Annotated in this window: 11 protein-coding genes, 1 tRNA gene and 2 pseudogenes; 4 read left to right on the forward strand and 10 right to left on the reverse strand. The window is 58.6% G+C overall.

What is annotated here, in order from left to right:
• A pseudogene (locus tag IEY47_RS11655) lies at positions 1-104 on the forward strand (IS110 family transposase); the annotation flags it as partial.
• A 32-nt stretch (positions 105-136) separates the two neighbouring features.
• On the opposite strand, the gene IEY47_RS11660 reads toward IEY47_RS11655, so the two are convergent.
• The 3 genes from IEY47_RS11660 to ptsP are packed head-to-tail and all read right to left on the reverse strand — an operon-like array spanning position 137 to position 5,708.
• Positions 137-1,876 carry a fructose-specific PTS transporter subunit EIIC gene (locus IEY47_RS11660; protein ID WP_188983423.1) on the reverse strand — a complete coding sequence of 580 codons (1,740 nt, stop codon included), beginning with the start codon at positions 1,874-1,876 and terminating at the stop codon, positions 137-139.
• An 11-nt stretch (positions 1,877-1,887) separates the two neighbouring features.
• The gene (pfkB, locus tag IEY47_RS11665; RefSeq protein WP_188983424.1) at positions 1,888-2,832 is read right to left on the reverse strand and encodes a 1-phosphofructokinase; all 945 of its coding nucleotides are present in this window, start codon (positions 2,830-2,832) and stop codon (positions 1,888-1,890) included.
• Positions 2,832-5,708 carry a phosphoenolpyruvate--protein phosphotransferase gene (gene ptsP / locus IEY47_RS11670; RefSeq protein WP_188983425.1) on the reverse strand — a complete coding sequence of 959 codons (2,877 nt, stop codon included), beginning with the start codon at positions 5,706-5,708 and terminating at the stop codon, positions 2,832-2,834. Before ptsP ends, pfkB begins: the two co-directional genes overlap by 1 nt.
• A gap of 315 nt (positions 5,709-6,023) precedes the next feature.
• Between ptsP and cra the strand changes: the two genes are divergently transcribed.
• Together cra and IEY47_RS11680 are read left to right on the forward strand one after the other, a co-directional pair.
• A complete protein-coding gene (cra, locus tag IEY47_RS11675) occupies positions 6,024-7,004 on the forward strand; it encodes a catabolite repressor/activator (RefSeq protein WP_188983426.1) in 981 nt (326 codons plus the stop codon).
• 9 nt (positions 7,005-7,013) lie between these two features.
• Positions 7,014-7,814 (forward strand): TatD family hydrolase, encoded by an 801-nt coding sequence (locus IEY47_RS11680; RefSeq protein WP_188983427.1) that lies wholly within the window; start codon positions 7,014-7,016, stop codon positions 7,812-7,814.
• A 123-nt stretch (positions 7,815-7,937) separates the two neighbouring features.
• Here IEY47_RS11680 and ampE read toward each other — a convergent pair whose 3' ends face one another.
• From ampE to IEY47_RS11695, 3 genes are all read right to left on the reverse strand, one after another.
• Positions 7,938-8,774 carry a regulatory signaling modulator protein AmpE gene (ampE, locus tag IEY47_RS11685; protein WP_188983428.1) on the reverse strand — a complete coding sequence of 279 codons (837 nt, stop codon included), beginning with the start codon at positions 8,772-8,774 and terminating at the stop codon, positions 7,938-7,940.
• Positions 8,771-9,334, reverse strand: coding sequence for a 1,6-anhydro-N-acetylmuramyl-L-alanine amidase AmpD (gene ampD / locus IEY47_RS11690; protein WP_188983429.1), 564 nt, complete (start codon positions 9,332-9,334; stop codon positions 8,771-8,773). The genes ampE and ampD overlap by 4 nt, the downstream gene beginning before the upstream one ends.
• Before the next feature lie 445 nt (positions 9,335-9,779).
• Complete coding sequence (locus IEY47_RS11695) at positions 9,780-12,053, reverse strand: DUF1631 domain-containing protein (protein WP_188983430.1); 2,274 nt, start codon at positions 12,051-12,053, stop codon at positions 9,780-9,782.
• A 270-nt stretch (positions 12,054-12,323) separates the two neighbouring features.
• Between IEY47_RS11695 and nadC the strand changes: the two genes are divergently transcribed.
• Positions 12,324-13,172, forward strand: coding sequence for a carboxylating nicotinate-nucleotide diphosphorylase (gene nadC, locus IEY47_RS11700; protein ID WP_188983431.1), 849 nt, complete (start codon positions 12,324-12,326; stop codon positions 13,170-13,172).
• Between the two features lie 49 nt (positions 13,173-13,221).
• Here nadC and IEY47_RS11705 read toward each other — a convergent pair.
• The 4 genes and pseudogenes from IEY47_RS11705 to IEY47_RS11720 form a co-directional block, all read right to left on the reverse strand.
• A tRNA-Thr gene (locus tag IEY47_RS11705) sits at positions 13,222-13,297 on the reverse strand.
• 175 nt (positions 13,298-13,472) lie between these two features.
• Entirely contained in the window at positions 13,473-14,414 is a 942-nt protein-coding gene (locus IEY47_RS11710) for an ATP-grasp fold amidoligase family protein (protein WP_188983432.1), read from the reverse strand.
• A 7-nt stretch (positions 14,415-14,421) separates the two neighbouring features.
• A complete protein-coding gene (locus IEY47_RS11715; RefSeq protein WP_229779397.1) occupies positions 14,422-15,663 on the reverse strand; it encodes an MATE family efflux transporter in 1,242 nt (413 codons plus the stop codon).
• A gap of 719 nt (positions 15,664-16,382) precedes the next feature.
• Positions 16,383-16,897 (reverse strand): annotated as a pseudogene (locus IEY47_RS11720) (REP-associated tyrosine transposase).
• Positions 16,898-16,908 lie beyond the last annotated feature (11 nt).

A 16,908-nucleotide genomic window follows, 5' to 3' on the forward strand; every position in this document is an offset into this window, starting at 1 on the left:
GCAAGCAGATCGTATGTGCCGCGATGCGCAAGCTGCTAAACATCGCCTATGGCGTACTCAAATCCGGCGTCCCCTTCGATGCAAAACTGGCACTTGCTCGGTAGAGGGGGAAGACGGTATCTACAACAGCGCTGCGCTATCCCTGGACACCGTCAAGCGCTGCCATTTCCACCTTCTCTTCCCGCTTGATCACCGCATACACCACGCCGGTCAGCACGCTACCCGCTGCAATCGCCAGCAGGTACAACAAGGCATGGTTGATGGCATTGGGGATCAGCATCACGAACAGTCCGCCATGGGGCGCCATCAGGCGACAGCCAAAGTACATAGACAACGCGCCCGTGAGCGCGCCACCTGCCAGGCTGGCCGGGATGACGCGCAGAGGGTCTTTCGCGGCAAAGGGAATTGCGCCTTCGGATATGAAGCACAACCCCAGGACACCGGCTGCTTTGCCGGCCTCGCGCTCGCTCTGCGCGAATTTGCGCCGCGCGATGAAGGTGGCGATGGCCATGCCAATCGGCGGCACCATGCCGGCAGCCATTGTCGCAGCCATGGGCGCATAGCTTTGCGACGCCAGCAAGCCGACCGAAAACGCATACGCGGCCTTGTTGATCGGCCCGCCCAGATCGACGCACATCATCCCGCCCAGCAACAGGCCCAGGAAAATGGCGTTGGTGCTGCCCATGCCTTCCAGGTATTGCGTCAACGCACTCAACAACCCGGCCACCGGCGTGCCGACGACCAAGATCATGCCCAAGCCGGTAATGAGGCTCGCAAAGAGCGGAATGATGAGGATGGGCTTAAGCGCCTCGACGCTCGCGGGCAAACGCACATAACGCACCAGCAGCAAGGCCGTATAGCCCGCGAGAAAACCGGCAATAATCCCGCCGATGAACCCGGTCCCCAAGGTGCTCGCCAGCATGCCGCCGATCAAGCCGGGTGCCAATCCAGGTCGGTCCGCGATGGAGTAAGCGATATAGCCCGCAAGGATCGGCACCATCAGTGCGAACGCCGCATCACCGATCTGCTTGAGCACCGCAGCGGGCGTACCGGGCTCCTCGAACGCATTGATCCCCCAGACGAACGAAAGCGCGATCAACAAGCCACCAGCCACGACCATCGGCAACATGTAGGAGACGCCTGTCAGCAAGTGTTTGTAGACGCCCGCCTTCTCCTGTTTCGCCCCCTCCCCGCTCTCGCTGGCCACCGCACCGCCGAGCAGCGGAGTCGCTTCCGCCAAGGCTTTTTTCAACGTGTCGGCGGGTTGCTTGAGTGCGATACCGGTGCCGCAGCGATACACCTTCTTGCCGGCGAAACGCGAGGTATCGACCTCGATGTCCGCTGCCAACAGCACGGCATCCGCAGCAGCAATCGCGGCGGCGTCGAGCACGTTGCGCGCGCCAACCGATCCGCGGGTTTCGACCTGCAACACGTAACCCAGCTTGGTCGCCGCCGTTTGCAAGGCTTCGGCCGCCATGAAGGTATGGGCGACGCCTGTGGGGCACGCGGTTATGGCGACTAATCGAGGCGTCGACGATGCTTGGGTCGCGTTCGCCGTATTCGCTTCGTAACGCTGTGCACGCGCGGCCGCTTCCGTCAGGAATCGCTGTGGATTGTCGAGCGACTCCGCGGGTGTCGCCTGCACGAGCGGCTTGCCAGCAAAACGAGAGAGGTCCAGATCGCCGGTCCGAACGACGACCACCAATTCGGCCGCCGCAATATCCGCTTCGCTCAACGGTGAGCCGATGGCCTGTGGATCCTGTACCTCTACCCGAGTGGACCAGCCCAATTTTTCGGCTGCCGCCTGCAATAGCCGCGAGCAGAGCACGCTGGTGACCTGTCCATTCGGGCAGGCGGTAATGATGAGCACATTCATGTGGAAGCCTCTTATTCTTCTTCCTGTAGCCGCGTCAGCTGCACCGCCGCATCCAGGCGCGTCAGCTGCTCACGATCGTGTATTCCAAATCCCACCTGCGTCACGGCTTGCGCGGCAATCGCCGTCGCATGGCGAAGCGTTTCTTCCGGAGCAGCGTCGCTCAAGAGCCCGTGCAGCAGGCCCGCCAGCAGCGAGTCGCCCGCCCCTACCGTGCTCCGCACATCGACCTTCGGCGGCTGCGCATGGAGCGAGATATCCGGTCCGAACCAGCTGACGCCGTCGCTTCCCATCGACAGCAGTACGTGCGTGGATTGGTCGCCTTGCAGCGTGCGGGCAGCCTTCTCGACGGTCGCCCGCGCACTATCGGGCAACCTCAGAATCTCGGCCAACTCGTGCTCGTTGGGCTTGATCAACCAGGGCTTCGCCTTAAGGCCCAAGCGCAACGCTTCCCCACTGGTATCGAGCACCAGCGGCACATCGTGTCGTTTGACGATGCGCAAGAAGCTGCAGAACCATTCGGGGTCGACCCCACGAGGCAGACTACCGGCCACGACCACTGCGTCGTGGCCGCTGACGATCTCATCCAGCCGCTGCGCCAATGCGTCTCGATGAGCCGGGCCCACTTCGGGGCCTGAACCGTTGAGATCCGTCACCCGCCCCGAACGCTCGGCCAGCTTGATGTTGCTGCGCGTCTCGCCCGGCACGCGGATGAAGGCATCGACGAAGCCGCGACGAGAGAACAGCGCCTCGAACAGCGCAGGGTTCGATTCGCCAAGAAAGCCGCTGACGGTGATCCGATGGTCAAGGTCTGCTAGGACCTGCGCCACGTTCAATCCCTTGCCGGCGGCATGCGTGGCGAACCCGGTGCTGCGATTGACCGCACCGGGTTGCAGCGTTTCCAACTGTACGGTGAGGTCCAGCGCTGGGTTGAGTGTCAGTGTGAGAATGCGCGCCATTAGCAATGCTCCTCGACCAACGCGCGTACCGCCAATGCGCTTTCCAGCGTCAATGCCTGCGCCGCAAGCGCTTGCAATTGGGCGTTCGACAGTTCTCGTACACGGGCCTTGACCAACGGAATCGCCGGCGCCGACACGCTGAGCTCGTCGACGCCAAGGCCGACGAGGATCGGTACCGCCGCGGCATCGCTGCCAAGTTCGCCGCATATGCCGACCCACTTGCCTTCGGCATGTGCGGCGCGCACGGTCATGTCGATCAACCGTAGAACCGCCGGATGCAAGCCATCCGCTTGGGCCGACAGTGTCGGATGATCACGGTCGATCGCCATCGTGTATTGAGTCAGGTCGTTCGTACCGATGCTGAAGAAATCGACTTCCTTGGCCAATACCGGCGCCAGCAGCGCTGCCGAGGGCACTTCGACCATGATGCCCAGCTGCAAGTCGGCCACCGGGATTTCTTGGCGCAGCCGCAGCGCCAGATCGCGCGCCGTACGCCATTCCGTCACGGTGCCCACCATGGGGAACATGATGCGCAACGGTCGCCCTTCCGCCGAGGCGAGCAGCGCGCGCAGCTGCGTTTCCAGAATGTCCATGCGCTGCAGGCACAGCCGAATACCGCGCACGCCGAGAAACGGGTTCTGCTCCGCTGGCATCGGCCAATACGGCAACGGCTTGTCGCCACCAACGTCGAGCGTGCGCACGACCAGCGGACGGCCATCCAGAGCATCCAGGACGCGCCGATACTCTGCCTCCTGCGCCGCTTGATCGGGCGCTTCGGGATGATCCATGAAGACCAGCTCGGTGCGTAGCAGGCCAATTCCCTCAGCCCCCAACGCCATGGCTTTCTCAGCATCGCCACTGGAGCCCACGTTCGCCACCACCTCCACGGCATGGCCATCCACGGTCACCGCAGGCTCCATGCGCAATGCTTCGGCTTGTTCACGACGCCGCAGTCCAGCGGCACGCGCTTCCTGCGCGCGGCGCAATACCTCGGTATCGGGCGCAACTTCCAACAGGCCGTGGTCAGCGTCCAGCAGCAATGGCGTCATTGGCTCCAGCCCCAACACTGCGCTGCCTGCACCCACCAACGCGGGGATGCCCAAGGCTCGCGCGATGATGGCGCTGTGTGCGGTAGCGCCGCCACGTGCAGTAAGAATGCCGGCTACGCGGTCACGATCCAGACTCGCCACGTCCGACGGCACGACTTCATCCATGACAAGGATGTAAGGCTCATTCGGCTCTGCGGCGCTTTCGACACCACAGAGGTTGGCCAGCACCCGGCGGCCAACGTCCCGCAAGTCCGCGGCGCGTTCTGCCAGTAGCGCGTCACGCAAAGCCTCTTGCTGCTGGGCCGCCGCTTCCACTTCCGAGGTCCAGGCCGCCTCGGCGCTCAGCCCCTCGCGCAAACGCGCATCGACATCCTCACGCAGTGCGGGGTCACCGAGCATCGCCTGGTGCGTCACGAATATCTCGCGAATGCTTTTTTCCGAGCTGTTCGCGATCAGCCGGGTAATATCGTCATGTACCTCAGCGAGCGCCTTGTCGAGTCGCGCGCGCTCATGGGCCGCGTCCTGCGCCTTCTCCGGAAAATCGAGTTGCAGCGGTTTACGCACCAACGCCGGGCCGATCGCGATACCGGGCGAGGCCACGACCGCCTGGATGCGCGCACCACGAGCCAACGCCGCGACCGCCGGTTCGCATTCGGCGATTTCCTCCTGGGTCGCCAGAACCGCATCGCCTGGCGCAGGTAACGGCCTAACGTCTTCGCCTAACCCTGCCACCACCGCAGCGGAAAGCGCCGGCAAGGCATCGTCGGCAATTGCCGGGTCGGCCAGAAATTCCAGTTCTTGTCCGCGCCGTACGCCCAATGCCAGCAGTTTGCTCAAGCTTTTCGCAGACACCCCCCGACCTTCGTCCCCGGCAAGACGAACGCGAACGTCGCCGTCGAACGACTGCGCGACTTCGGTCAGCGCTTTGGCAGGACGCGCATGAAGCCCATGATCGTTCGCCACGGTGACTCGGATATGCGGCCAGTCGGGGGCAACTTCGCCACCCAACGCCTCGAGGACGACTCGGCTGGAGGTGGCCTGACTGAGTACATCGCCGCGGCCTTCGATCAGCAGGTCGCACAAACGCTCGAGCAACTGCCGATGGGCTTCGCCTACGCTGGCGAGGCAGAACAGGCCAACCACGGATTGTTCGCGGTACTCCACCGGTGAATCGGGCGTAACGAAGGCAAGGCCCGGCTGCTCCACAGACTCTTCACTGTTGAGCCACCATAGTCCGTTGCCCAGCGGCAGTGCCTGCGCGCGACTAAGACTGGAGGCAAAGCCACTGCCGGCGCAGCCTGCTTTCTTCAGTAGCCGACCGGCCTGCCAGACCAACTCATCGAAGTCTTCAACCGGCAGGTGCAGGCCGATGAGCTGGCTGTCCAAGGCCAACGCTTGCGGTGCGCCTTGCAGCAAATCGACGATCTGTTCGGCTGTCGTCGCGGTGCGCAATGCGTCGGTGATGTCACCTTCGCCCAGAGCGCGGGTCAGCAGTTGCAACAAACGCAAGTGCTCATCGGATTTAGCCGCGATGGCGATCGCCAGATGGACGATCTGGCCGTTCCCCCAATCCACGCCTTCAGGGAAATGCATGAGACGCACCCCGGTGCTGCGGACTTTGTCCCGGGTTGCAGGCGTGCCATGAGGGATGGCAATGCCCTGCCCCAGGAAGGTCGATCCCTGCGCTTCGCGGGCCGTCAGGCCCTCAAGGTAGCCGGACGCTACCAGGCCACCGTTTTCGAGCGCATCGGCCAGCTGAGCAAGGGCCTCGGTCTTGTCGGCGACCCGCTGATTCATCTGGATCTGGTGGGTGTTCAACTCAAGCATGTCGGATCCCATTTTCGATTCCACGTTTGGCACGCTCGTCATTGATCGCAAATGCGTGCACGTTTGTTTTTCTGACAGCTGAGCCGCAAAAGATGCAGGCAACGTTCGATCCCTGTGCCCTTTGTCGATACACGCGCAGAGGATGCAATGAAGAATCCGGCGCGGATGAAACAGACTCGCTTTATGCTGAATCGTTTCATTCGAGTTGCCACGTTACGCGAAAATCATTGATCCTTGAAGATAGGGTCTGTTGACGCTTCGCTCGCAGCAGCAACGAAACGTCAACAATCACTGGAATAAAAAGGAACGAATGCAGTGAAGCTCACCGATATCGCCCGTCTCGCAGGCGTCTCCGTCACCACGGCCAGTTATGTCATCAACGGCAAGGCGCAGGAAAAGCGCATCAGCCCGTTGACGGTAGAGCGCGTGATGAGTGTCGTGAAGACGCATGGCTACCGCCCTGACCAGCATGCCGCAGGCCTGCGCCGTGGCAGCACGCGGACGCTGGGCCTCATCATTCCGGACTTGGAAAACCCTAGCTACGCCAAGATTGCGAAATGCCTGGAACGTCTTGCCCGCGGGCGCGGCTACCAGTTACTGATCGCATCCTCCGACGACGACCCGGAGACCGAGCTTCAGGTACTCGCGCTCTTTCGTGCGCGCCGCTGCGATGGTTTGATCGTCGCCACCTGTCTGCCGCAGGGTGACACGAGCTACCTCAAGGTCATCGAGGACGGTATACCCGTCGTGGCCGTCGACCGGGCCATGGACGCCAAGCGTGTCTGTTCCATTGTCAGTGATGACCACGAGGCCGCCGCCCAGCTGACACAAACATTGCTTTCGCCATCGCCACGTCACATCGCGCTGATCGGCGCGCGCCCGGAGCTTCCTATCAGCCAGGCCCGAACTGCGGGTTTCAAAGAGGCGCTCGAAGCGTTCGCGGGAGAGGTAACGATACGCGAAGCCGCACAGTTCAGCCGGGAATGCGGCGCTCAACAAATGCGCGCCTTCGATAGCGCATGGCCCGACGCGATTATCACGACCGCGTACGTATTGCTGGAGGGCGTGCTGGATGTGCTGCGCGAGCACGATCGGCTGGACGGTGGCCACGTCCATTTGGCGACCTTCGGCGATACACAATTGCTGGACTTCCTGCCACTCCGGGTCAACGCGATCTATCAGCAGCATGAACGGATCGCCGAGCGCGCGCTCGAAACCATTGTCGCCGCGATCGAAGAAGGTACACACACGGTCGGCATAGAGGCGATCCCCCGACGTCTCAAACTTAGGCAATAGGCCGTTTGGATGCAATTGATCGATACCCACAACCACCTCGACTTTCCGCCCTTCGACAGCGACCGCCAGCAGGTCATCGACTCGGCGATCGCGCGGGGCGTCGAGCGCCAGGTGGTGATCGGTGTCTATCACGATCACTGGGAACGCCTCTGGTCGCTCGCCACCGCTCAACCATCGCTGTTCGCGACGCTCGGCCTGCACCCGGTGTTCATGCACATGCACACACCGGAGCATCTACAGCGTCTTCGGCAATGGTTGGAACGGCTACAGGGGCACCCCAAGCTCTGCGCAATCGGGGAAGTTGGCCTGGATTACTACGTCGAGCGCCCAGACAAGGATGCACAGAAAACGCTGTTCGAAGCGCAAATCGAACTGGCCATCGAGTTCGATCTTCCGCTATTGCTGCACGTACGTCGGGCACATGCCGACGTCACCGCGATTCTCAAGCGTTACCGTCCGCCACGTGGAGGCATTGCTCACGCATTCAGCGGCAGCTACGAAGAAGCATGCGAATACTTGCGGCTTGGCTTCAAGATCGGACTGGGCGGCGCGGGGACGTGGCCGCAAGCCAAGCGGATGCACCGCGTTCTCAAGCAATTGCCGCTCGATGGCATCGTGCTGGAAACCGATGCGCCGGACATCACGCCCGCCTCCCACGCAGGCGAACGCAACAGTCCAGTGTTTCTCCCGGATATCTGCCATACATTGGCAGAGTTAAAGGGTGTTCCAGCCGAAGAGCTGGCCGACGCTGCGACGCGAAATACGGAAGCGTTGTTCGGTTGGGAAAGTGAATTGAACAGGCCTGAATAGGCGACTGATGCGGATGGCCGTAGGGTGGATAACGGCAACGCCTTATCCAAGCGTGCTGCCGCTGTATACGCGTGGATGGCTTCGGCCATCCACCCTACTGGGCTCCCCCCGGCCTCACACCCATCAAACAAACACCACCCACAACGCCAACACGACATACCAGAGCACCGCTGAACGCACGAGCAATTGCCACAGTGCGTCCAGGCTCACATTGCCGTCCTCGTCGAGCGTCGGCACCGATAGTTCTGCCGCCGAGCGTCCAGCGTCGGTCACCAAGCGGGCAGCACTGATATCCCAGTCCAGCAATCGGTTCAGTAAGGCCTGGTTGAGCGCGACGAAATCCCCAACTAACCCAAACGTCACCGCCAAGGCCCGCGCCGGCAGCCAGTCCAATGCATGTTGCAGTAAAGCCGCCCGCTCACGCAGACCTGGCATGGCGCTATGCTCGACGATGAGGGCAACCAGGCGATAGACCAACGCCAGCACCGGCCCCAGCAGCGCGTACCAAAACACGATCGCAAAAAAACCTTCGAATGCCTGCCAGACGAAGCGCTGCTGAACGCGTGCCGCCAACGCCTCTGGTGTTGCCTCGTCTATTCCGAGATCCCGCCGCGCGACGAGATACGCACCTTCGGTGTCTCCCCGACGACACGCATCCCGGAACGGACCGAGCCCCGCTTGAACGCCGCCACGACCAAGACTGAAGAGCACCACAAGCAGATGAACCGGCAGTGCTAGCAACCCATAAGCGATTGGCTCGATGGCCGACAGCACAACACCCAAGACCATTGCCGGTAGCAACACAAGCAACGCGATGATCCACCAAGCGCGTATCGAATCGCTGCGCGGTTTTTCCACCCGCCGCAGTTGGCGTATCCAAAGACCATCGGCCTGGACGCGCCGACGCCAGGGCGAGAACTTCTCGATCCCGACCACCAAAAGCAATACCAGAAAATTCATTGAAGCGAGTCCTCTGCATCCAAGTCATTCAAAAAACGGTGCCAATCGAAGGCAACGCCAGGGTCCGTCTTACGCGTTGGCGCAATATCGCTATGGCCGCAGATACGCTGGAGCTCGATAGCCGGATATGCCGATCGTAAAGCCCGCCCGAGAGCAGCCAGCGACCGGTATTGCGTATCTGTGTAGGGCAGCGTGTCCGTTCCTTCGAGCTCGATACCTAGCGAGAAATCGTTGCACCCCTCGCGCGATTCAAAACATGACACTCCAGCGTGCCATGCTCGGTCGAGGCAGGAGACGAACTGGGTGATCTTTCCATCGCGCTCGATGAGGAAATGCGCCGATACCGTCATCGACGCGATCTCCTGGAAAAAGGGATGCTCGTCCGGATCGAGGCGATTGCGAAAGAACTGCTGAACCTTGCCCGTGCCGAACTCGCCTGGCGGCAGGCTGATGTTATGAATGACCAGCAACGAAATTTCGCCAGTTGGTCGGGCGTTGAAGTTCGGCGACGGACACCGGTCTACGTCACTGAACCAGCCGGTTCGAGAGTCAAGTTGCATGCAAGCTCCCACCATGTCACCAGCAATGCTCATCACTGGCGAAGCGATTGAAAGGCGGTCGCATGATACCGGAACACCAGACCATTACGGCCACGGCGCGCGATTGAATCGTTGGCTAGAGGGTCTGGATAGATTGCGGGGTCGACTTACCCGTAACTTAAACGCAGTCATGGCCAGCGGCAGCCCGCCCCGCTCCCACAATAGCGAGAAAACAGGCTGCGCTCAGACGTAGAGTGGATGGCCGAAGCCATCCACGCGTATGCACCGACTACCCGAAGCGCGTGGATAAGGCGCTGCCGTTATCCACCCTACGACAAGCCACGAACTGTGTTTTTCGTAGGGTGGAATCCCGAAGGGCTTCCACCGTATACCGCCGGAAATAGCTTGGGACCGAGCAACAGGAGGTACGCCGCCAGCCACGAGCGGCGCCGCGCTAGCGCGTGTATCAGGCTTCTTTCATACGCCGCAAGTTGCCGATGACCGAAGCCAAAGCACGATCGAACAGCAGCGCGTCATCCAAAACTCTAACGGCATTGCGCCGAAACTCTACAGCAAGCCCAGTGCGGGTTTTTTCCAGCACTTTCATGCCCGTGCGATTTACGAACACATACTTGCCTGCCGGGCGGATGATGGCCGCCAACTTGCAGCGAATACGGTGCTCGTCGTCTTCCTGAATTTCGACCCAACTGCCAACGCGTAGGCTGTCCACTTGATGTAGCGCTTCGTCATCGGCGATAGGGAAATCCGTCTGGCCATCCGCCAAAGGCTCACCAGCTCCCTCCAACACGATCTCTTCGACCACATGGACCATCGCCATTGGGTCCTGGGTGACCGAAAGCACAGCCGCGGCAGGCCCCGGTAGGTCAAGGGCCGGCTCAGCAATTGCCTCTCCAGCACCATTTCGATTCGGCCTAAGGCGTTGTAGCGCTTGCACGTGCAGCGCTTCGAGCTGCTTGAAAAACTCGCTGGTCGAGAAGGGATCGAAGGCCGCACTGGCCAACCCTTCACGCAACGAACGAAGCAGGCTGGGCACCAGCTCGAGTAGTTGCAGCCGCGCCTCACTCTCTTCGTGAGGCTCGACGCTCCAAAGCAGCTGATCCATGGTCCGCAGCGCATCGTTCCATTGCTCGGAACCGTAGCCGTGCTTAAGGCAGCTGAGCAACAGGACCTTGCTCCACGCTTCCTGCAGCAGCTGAACGACCACCTCTGGGAGGTTCTTCCCGACTAAACGCTCGTTGAGCGCCTGCTCGACCTGTTGCCGCGCCAATTCCGCCTTTGCCCGGCCTTCCTCTGCGTCCCGCGTGCGCTGCTCGAGCAGATCGCTACGACGACGTTCGTCTTTCGTATAGGAAAGGAATTCGGTCAACAGCTCATTGAAAATCGCAGGATCATCAGTGAAGTCATGCAGCAGACGCTGGACGACCTGCTCGATCCGTACGTAAAGATTGTCGCGCTGCAGGTCACCCTGCGCGCTCCACCCCATCGCGGCGGATGCAATCTCATTGAGCAGCCGGCGCGCGGGATGGCCACCGCGACTGAAGAAGGTCTTGTCCAGCAGCGCTACTTTTACGATGGGAATCTGCAATCGAGCGATCAACGCTTTCAGCGAATCCGGCAGGGTCCGGTCGTCGAGGATGAATTCGAACAACATGGACACAAGGTTGATGACATCGTTGTCCGTTTCCGCCACCACCCGCGTTCGGCCCGTTTTCGCACTGGCGCGCTGCAGCAAGTGGTCAAGTTGACCCCGCATATCCACATCCGCCTGCGCGCTGCTCGGGAGATGCAGCTGAATATGAGAAAGCAGACGCAGCAGGTCATTGCTAGTAATGGGCGTAGCGCCAGCCGGTACCTGCCGACGCGCGCCGGAATGTTCGCGGGCGTCGGCAAGCAACGATTGCAGCGCGCCAAACACCTCGTGCAAACCTTCGTCGTGCCCAGCGTCATCGAGCACATCTGCCGTTGAAACAGCCGCCGACTCCTTTACCGGATTGCCTCGATTGGCACGTGGAATCTGCTTACGCGGTGGCAATGATTTCAGTTCGGGCAGCACGCCGGCCTCGACCAACGCCTGGTTGGCTTCGGCATACAACTGATCAAGACCCGACAGCACATACTTTTCGAACAGCTTCAGGATGATCAGCTTGACCTTGATCTCGACGCCAAGATTGCGGCAGCAGTTGAGAAACAGGTGGCAGAGCGCGGTCGGTCCGATCGGATTTGCCTGATCGTCGAGCTTGCGTGTCACCTGGGTATTAAGACGAACGGTCAAATGCCCCAGGGAAATTTGGTCACGATTGAGCACCTTGGCGACCATCGCATCGACCGCCACCGTCTCTTCAAGCTCGTCGTTCTGCACGAGCGAGAGACTTTCGAATGACTGCGCCGCTTGTGCCGACGCTCTAGGGTCCCGATACTCATTCAGCGCGGCGAACGCATCGAATACGCCCTGAAGAAAATCGCGCTCGATGCTCTTACGCTTCAAGCGCAGGTCACGCATCGCTTCGAAGAAGGCGTTCTGCTCGGCATTGCTGACGGCTCGATCCGCCATTTCGAACAGCGTGTCATCAGCATTATCGAACAGCGTCTGCAATGCCTGCTTCAACTGATTGGCCGATTTATCGCGCACAGGCACCAGTGCCGCAGGCACTCGGCCCGCAACAGCGTTGGTGGGACGTTCTGTCCCTTTGTTCAAGTGCACGATCTTCGCGTCGGTCATTGCAAATACTCCTCGACCTACTGCCAAAGGTCGAAAGGCTGCTTAAATCCATTAGAGCGAACTCGTCAACATCGTGACGTCAACGGAATCTACGCATAAATAAAAAGAAAGAAAATGGCGGCTTCGGGCCATCATATTCCTTCCGCTACGTTAGCTTGTTAGAGACATCACAAAATCGAAAACAATGCATATAGAAGCAACTTTTTTATTAAGCCGCTTAAATTGGGTCTACATCCTTGTTTTTCGGCGCCTCAAGGGTAGGAAAAATTCATGGCGAATCTAAGACTGGACGCGTTATCTGCAGAAATTGAGACCAACGTCACATGTGCGCTTCAAGAGGACATTGGCAGCGGTGATATCACTGCAAAACTCATATGCGCCAACAAAATGGCGTCAGCAAAAGTTATCTCGCGTGAATCTGGAATATTGGCAGGTGCCGCCTGGGTCGATGCTGTTTTTCAAAAAATTGACCCTAAGGTATCGGTGCGTTGGCTCGTCACCGATGGCCAGCGCGTACAGCCGAACGACGTGCTGTTCGAGCTGGAGGGCCCTGCACGTGCACTGCTAACCGGAGAACGCACCGCGCTGAATTTTCTGCAACTACTCTCAGGGGTAGCCACTAAGTGCCGAAGCTACGCCGACCGTGTCGAGGGCACTTCCGTGCGCCTGCTGGATACGCGGAAAACGCTCCCGGGACTTCGCCTTGCGCAGAAGTACGCAGTGACGTGCGGCGGCTGCCATAACCACCGCATAGGCCTATTCGACGCCTTCCTGATCAAAGAGAACCACATCGCCGCGTGCGGTGGCATCCGCGAAGCCGTTACCGCAGCGCGCAGGATCGCCCCCGAAAAACCAGTCGAAGTCGAAGTGGAAAACCTATTGGAACTGGACCAAGCGTTGGACGCTGGCGCCGACATCATCATGCTCGACGAACTTAGCCTAGCCGACATGCGTACGGCTGTCCTCACCACGGCAGGACGCGCGAAGCTCGAAGCCTCAGGCGGTATCAATGACAGTACGCTGCGGCCCATCGCAGAAACCGGCGTGGACTACATATCGATCGGCACGCTGACAAAAGACGTACGCGCAATGGACCTGTCCATGCGCCTGAAGATGTAATTTTTCGACGCCCATAAAAAAGCCCCGACATCGCGGGGCTTGAATTTTATGGTGCCGGAGATAGGAGTCGAACCTACGACCTTCGCATTACGAATGCGCTGCTCTACCAACTGAGCTACACCGGCATCGGGCGCGGAAACTACCACCCCAGGCGCCGTGTTTCAAGCACCCCTCAGCACGCTTTGCCTTTCGCACCCCGGTTCTACCATTGGCCCACGGGGCCACGCCGCTGTACCGCGCATATCGACACGCGAATGCGCCTGGTTAACGCGTGCCGGTCACCACGCTTGCCACTACGGATTAAGCACTCTCGAGCGTTGTCGGGATATGCACGACGGGACGAAGCTTGTCTGCCGACTCCGGCCTGTTCTGGATCCACATATCACCCATCATGCGACTCAACCCTTTTTCCAAGCCGGTCACGAGCCCGGCGCCAGGCGTAAAGGTAAGCTCACCGAACCAAACACGATCCTCTTCGATGTACCAGTCAACCCGTACGTAATCGAAGTCGGAAGCCAATTGCTTACTCAAGCTCAACGCCTGCGAGAGCGCATCAAGCTTTGGCGCGATATCCAACCCCGTATCACGGATGCGATGAAACGCCTCCTGGAGATTGTTGACGTAGAAATTCATCGACAACGCTGAACCGAAACGGTTGTAGATGATTTGCAGCACGTAATCGAATGTTCCATCTTGCTTGTTGAACATATGGAACTTGTAATCGATAGGCGCCGATTTGCCATCGCCGATACACTTCTCTACCACGATCCGCGGACTGATGTAGCGATAATGCGCTTCACGTCCTACGGTCGCAAAGTCAGTCTTCAACCAATCCTTACAGCGCTGGACGATCTGTCGTTTCTGCTGGTCATCGGGCTCTTGGAGCAATAGCTCGACCATGCTCGAACCGTGATTAGGCTTGATGACGGTCCCGTTCCAGGATGGCAGCGTCAATAGCGTCTCGGGATCGCTTGTTTCGTGAATCAACGGGATCAGGTACTGATCACCGATAATGCCAGCCACATGTTCACGCACCAGGAATTTATCGGAGCGGCGACCGTAGCATTGATAGTCGCCATAGATGAACTTCCGATAAAGCAATTTCTCATTGAAGTCTTTCGGGCTTCGCAAATTAGGAAGCCGACGAAATTTCTTAAAATAATAAAGACTGTCCTGATATACCCAAGGAAGTCTTTTAAAGCATTGTAAGGCGCCTTGTTTCAGTCCCTTTTTTAAGCTCATGATAGCCTCACCTGTATGCTTCAGGATTAAAAGAGAAGAACTGGATTTTTTGGATGATGCCGCTCTTGAAGAAGTAATTCATCACAGTCAGCGACAACAACTCTGAAATTAATATGCTCCACGCGGCCCCTGTAATGCCGTATTGCTGAATAAGCCAATATGACAAAGGCGCGCTGACGACCATCAAGCAGATGATCTTCTTTAGCAAATAATTGAATCCGCCCTCCTTGACGATGTAACGATAAGCAACGGTCCCCATGGCAGAAAAACAAGTTGCTATGGCCAGGACTATTACAAGCTCCCCGGACTGGGCATACGCCTGGCCATATAACGCGAGGATTATTTTTTCACCGAAAATCACGAGGACAAACAGCATTAACAGCGAAACACCGATAACATAGCCATTCAGCCGAGCAGTCAGCTTTATAGCTACTTCCGAACGCGCTCTGAAAATCTCAGAGAAGCTGGAAGTGATGAGTGCAGCGGGGATGAATATCCACGATGCCGAAATCGTATTCGCTGCCGCAAACAGTCCCAGTTCGTGCGCCGAACCGACGTCTGCCAGGAAGAGCTGCGCCATCTTTACTTGCGCAGACATGAAGATACTGGAAATGGCCAGTGGTAGGGCCATGTAGATCAGGTGGCGTAGATAGCGCGGGTTGTGCTTCGGCGGCGCCACCGTTCGGAACTCTCTCTGAAAGGAGAACCGTTTGATCAGATAGGGCACCAGCGTCATGGTGACGATGGAAAGCGTTAGGAGGAGAGGATTGAGCGCCAACAGCGCTACTGAAAAGCTAATTGCAAAACTCGTCAGCATACCGATCGAATTAGCGATGGTATTTAAGCGCGATGCCAACCGGGCGTTATTGAATACGCTGAAGGTGTCTTGCGTAATGAAGATTGCCGCAACGAACGATGCAAGGGCAAAAGCAGCGAAAGCCTCTTCCATTGCAAACCAAACATACGCCAGCACTGGAATCGAGGTAACCAGTAATAGCGTTATGCGCAATCGACGGGTGACCGCCATCAGCCGAATGCCTTTTACTGGGCACTTACTGATGTGTTTAAAAAGGATGGTTTCGGTGCCAAAAATGGCAATCGCTTGAATAATGGAAAAAAGCGACGCGGAAAACGTTATTTGGCCAAGGACGGCCGGACCAAACGTTTTGGCAACATAAGATGTGACGAAGATCACTCCGAATACAGAGACAATCTTCTCGGCCATCATCCACGCAGCGTTGGAGATCACGCGGGGTCTCATTAGACGCGTCCTATATGTGCTCCCGCTTTAAAAGTGCGGAAGACCGTCCTTGTTCACAAAAAAGCTAACGCGTTGAAGCGCACATCACCTGCACGTTCTAATCACGACCCCTGAAGTCGGGCGACCGCCCTCCTTCAGCTCGGAAACCAAATTGCTAACCAGGGTAAAATTTTTACTGCTGAAAAACGATGCGTGTACTGCAGAACCATCGACGCCTGAAATGCCGCTTAACCGGCCTCCGGCGCCCTACCACTAGGTGGAGGCTCAGGCGTCGCTATCTAATACCGTTACCAAATCGTCCGTCCTCGACTGCATCACAAATAACATTCGCCACGTGATCATTCCTGTGACGCCATTTTCTGACTTCGGTGAGATTTCGGAAGTTCGAAATATTTTGTGACGCAGCTCACATTGATGAGTACGATTTTTGGAACGCTCCACAACGCCCTGCGGCCGCGGTCCGCGCTTTCAAACGCTGGGCGGCCTTCTCGTAAGCTTCATACTCGCAGGCGCGAATTAGCGCAAGCGTAACCCACCTTTTTGTTCAGATACGGAGCTGGCCCACACCTTTTTCGCGGCCAGTGGTGGAAGCCCGTAGGGTGGGTTAGCGCCGCGTAACCCACCGCTCAACGCAGACAGCCGTCCGCCACGAAGCTCGACATAGAGCACTTCCGCAGAAAGCGGTGGAAGCCCCTTTGGATTCCATCCTAAAGGTCACCGTCCACGGACAATCCCATATCGCCGGTCCAGTCTGCCGGATATAAACCCAACACGCGGCCACGGTGAAAGCTCGAATACGGCCAATCCACAACCCGCACGACGTGGCCATGTTTCACCGGGTTGATGTAGCGGTGGAAGTCGCTGTCGTCGCGAATTCGATGTTCCCAATAGCGTCGCTGGCAAAGGCCGCGCTCACCGCGCAGGACACGTGAAATGTTTCGTCGCTCGGCGACAAGCAAACCTCGGGAAAAGAACGTTTTGATCAGCCGCTAGCGAAGCTCTTAGTCCGTGTTGTCACTCGGCAGCGTGCAAACACAGTGTATGTTTCCGGCAAGACAACCCAGGCATCGATTCGCCAGGGATGTAGCTGCATCACGTACCTTACTGACGTGCGGAGCAAATTGACCTAATAGGTCAGTAGATCATCATCCCGGCGTTGCCGCAGATTGACGGAAAAGAACCACGCTCCCACCGGTGCGCGGGCACGGCGATAGTTGGGCATTCCATTTCCTC

The organism is Pseudomonas matsuisoli (assembly GCF_014647635.1).
Lineage (GTDB): Bacteria > Pseudomonadota > Gammaproteobacteria > Pseudomonadales > Pseudomonadaceae > Pseudomonas_P > Pseudomonas_P matsuisoli.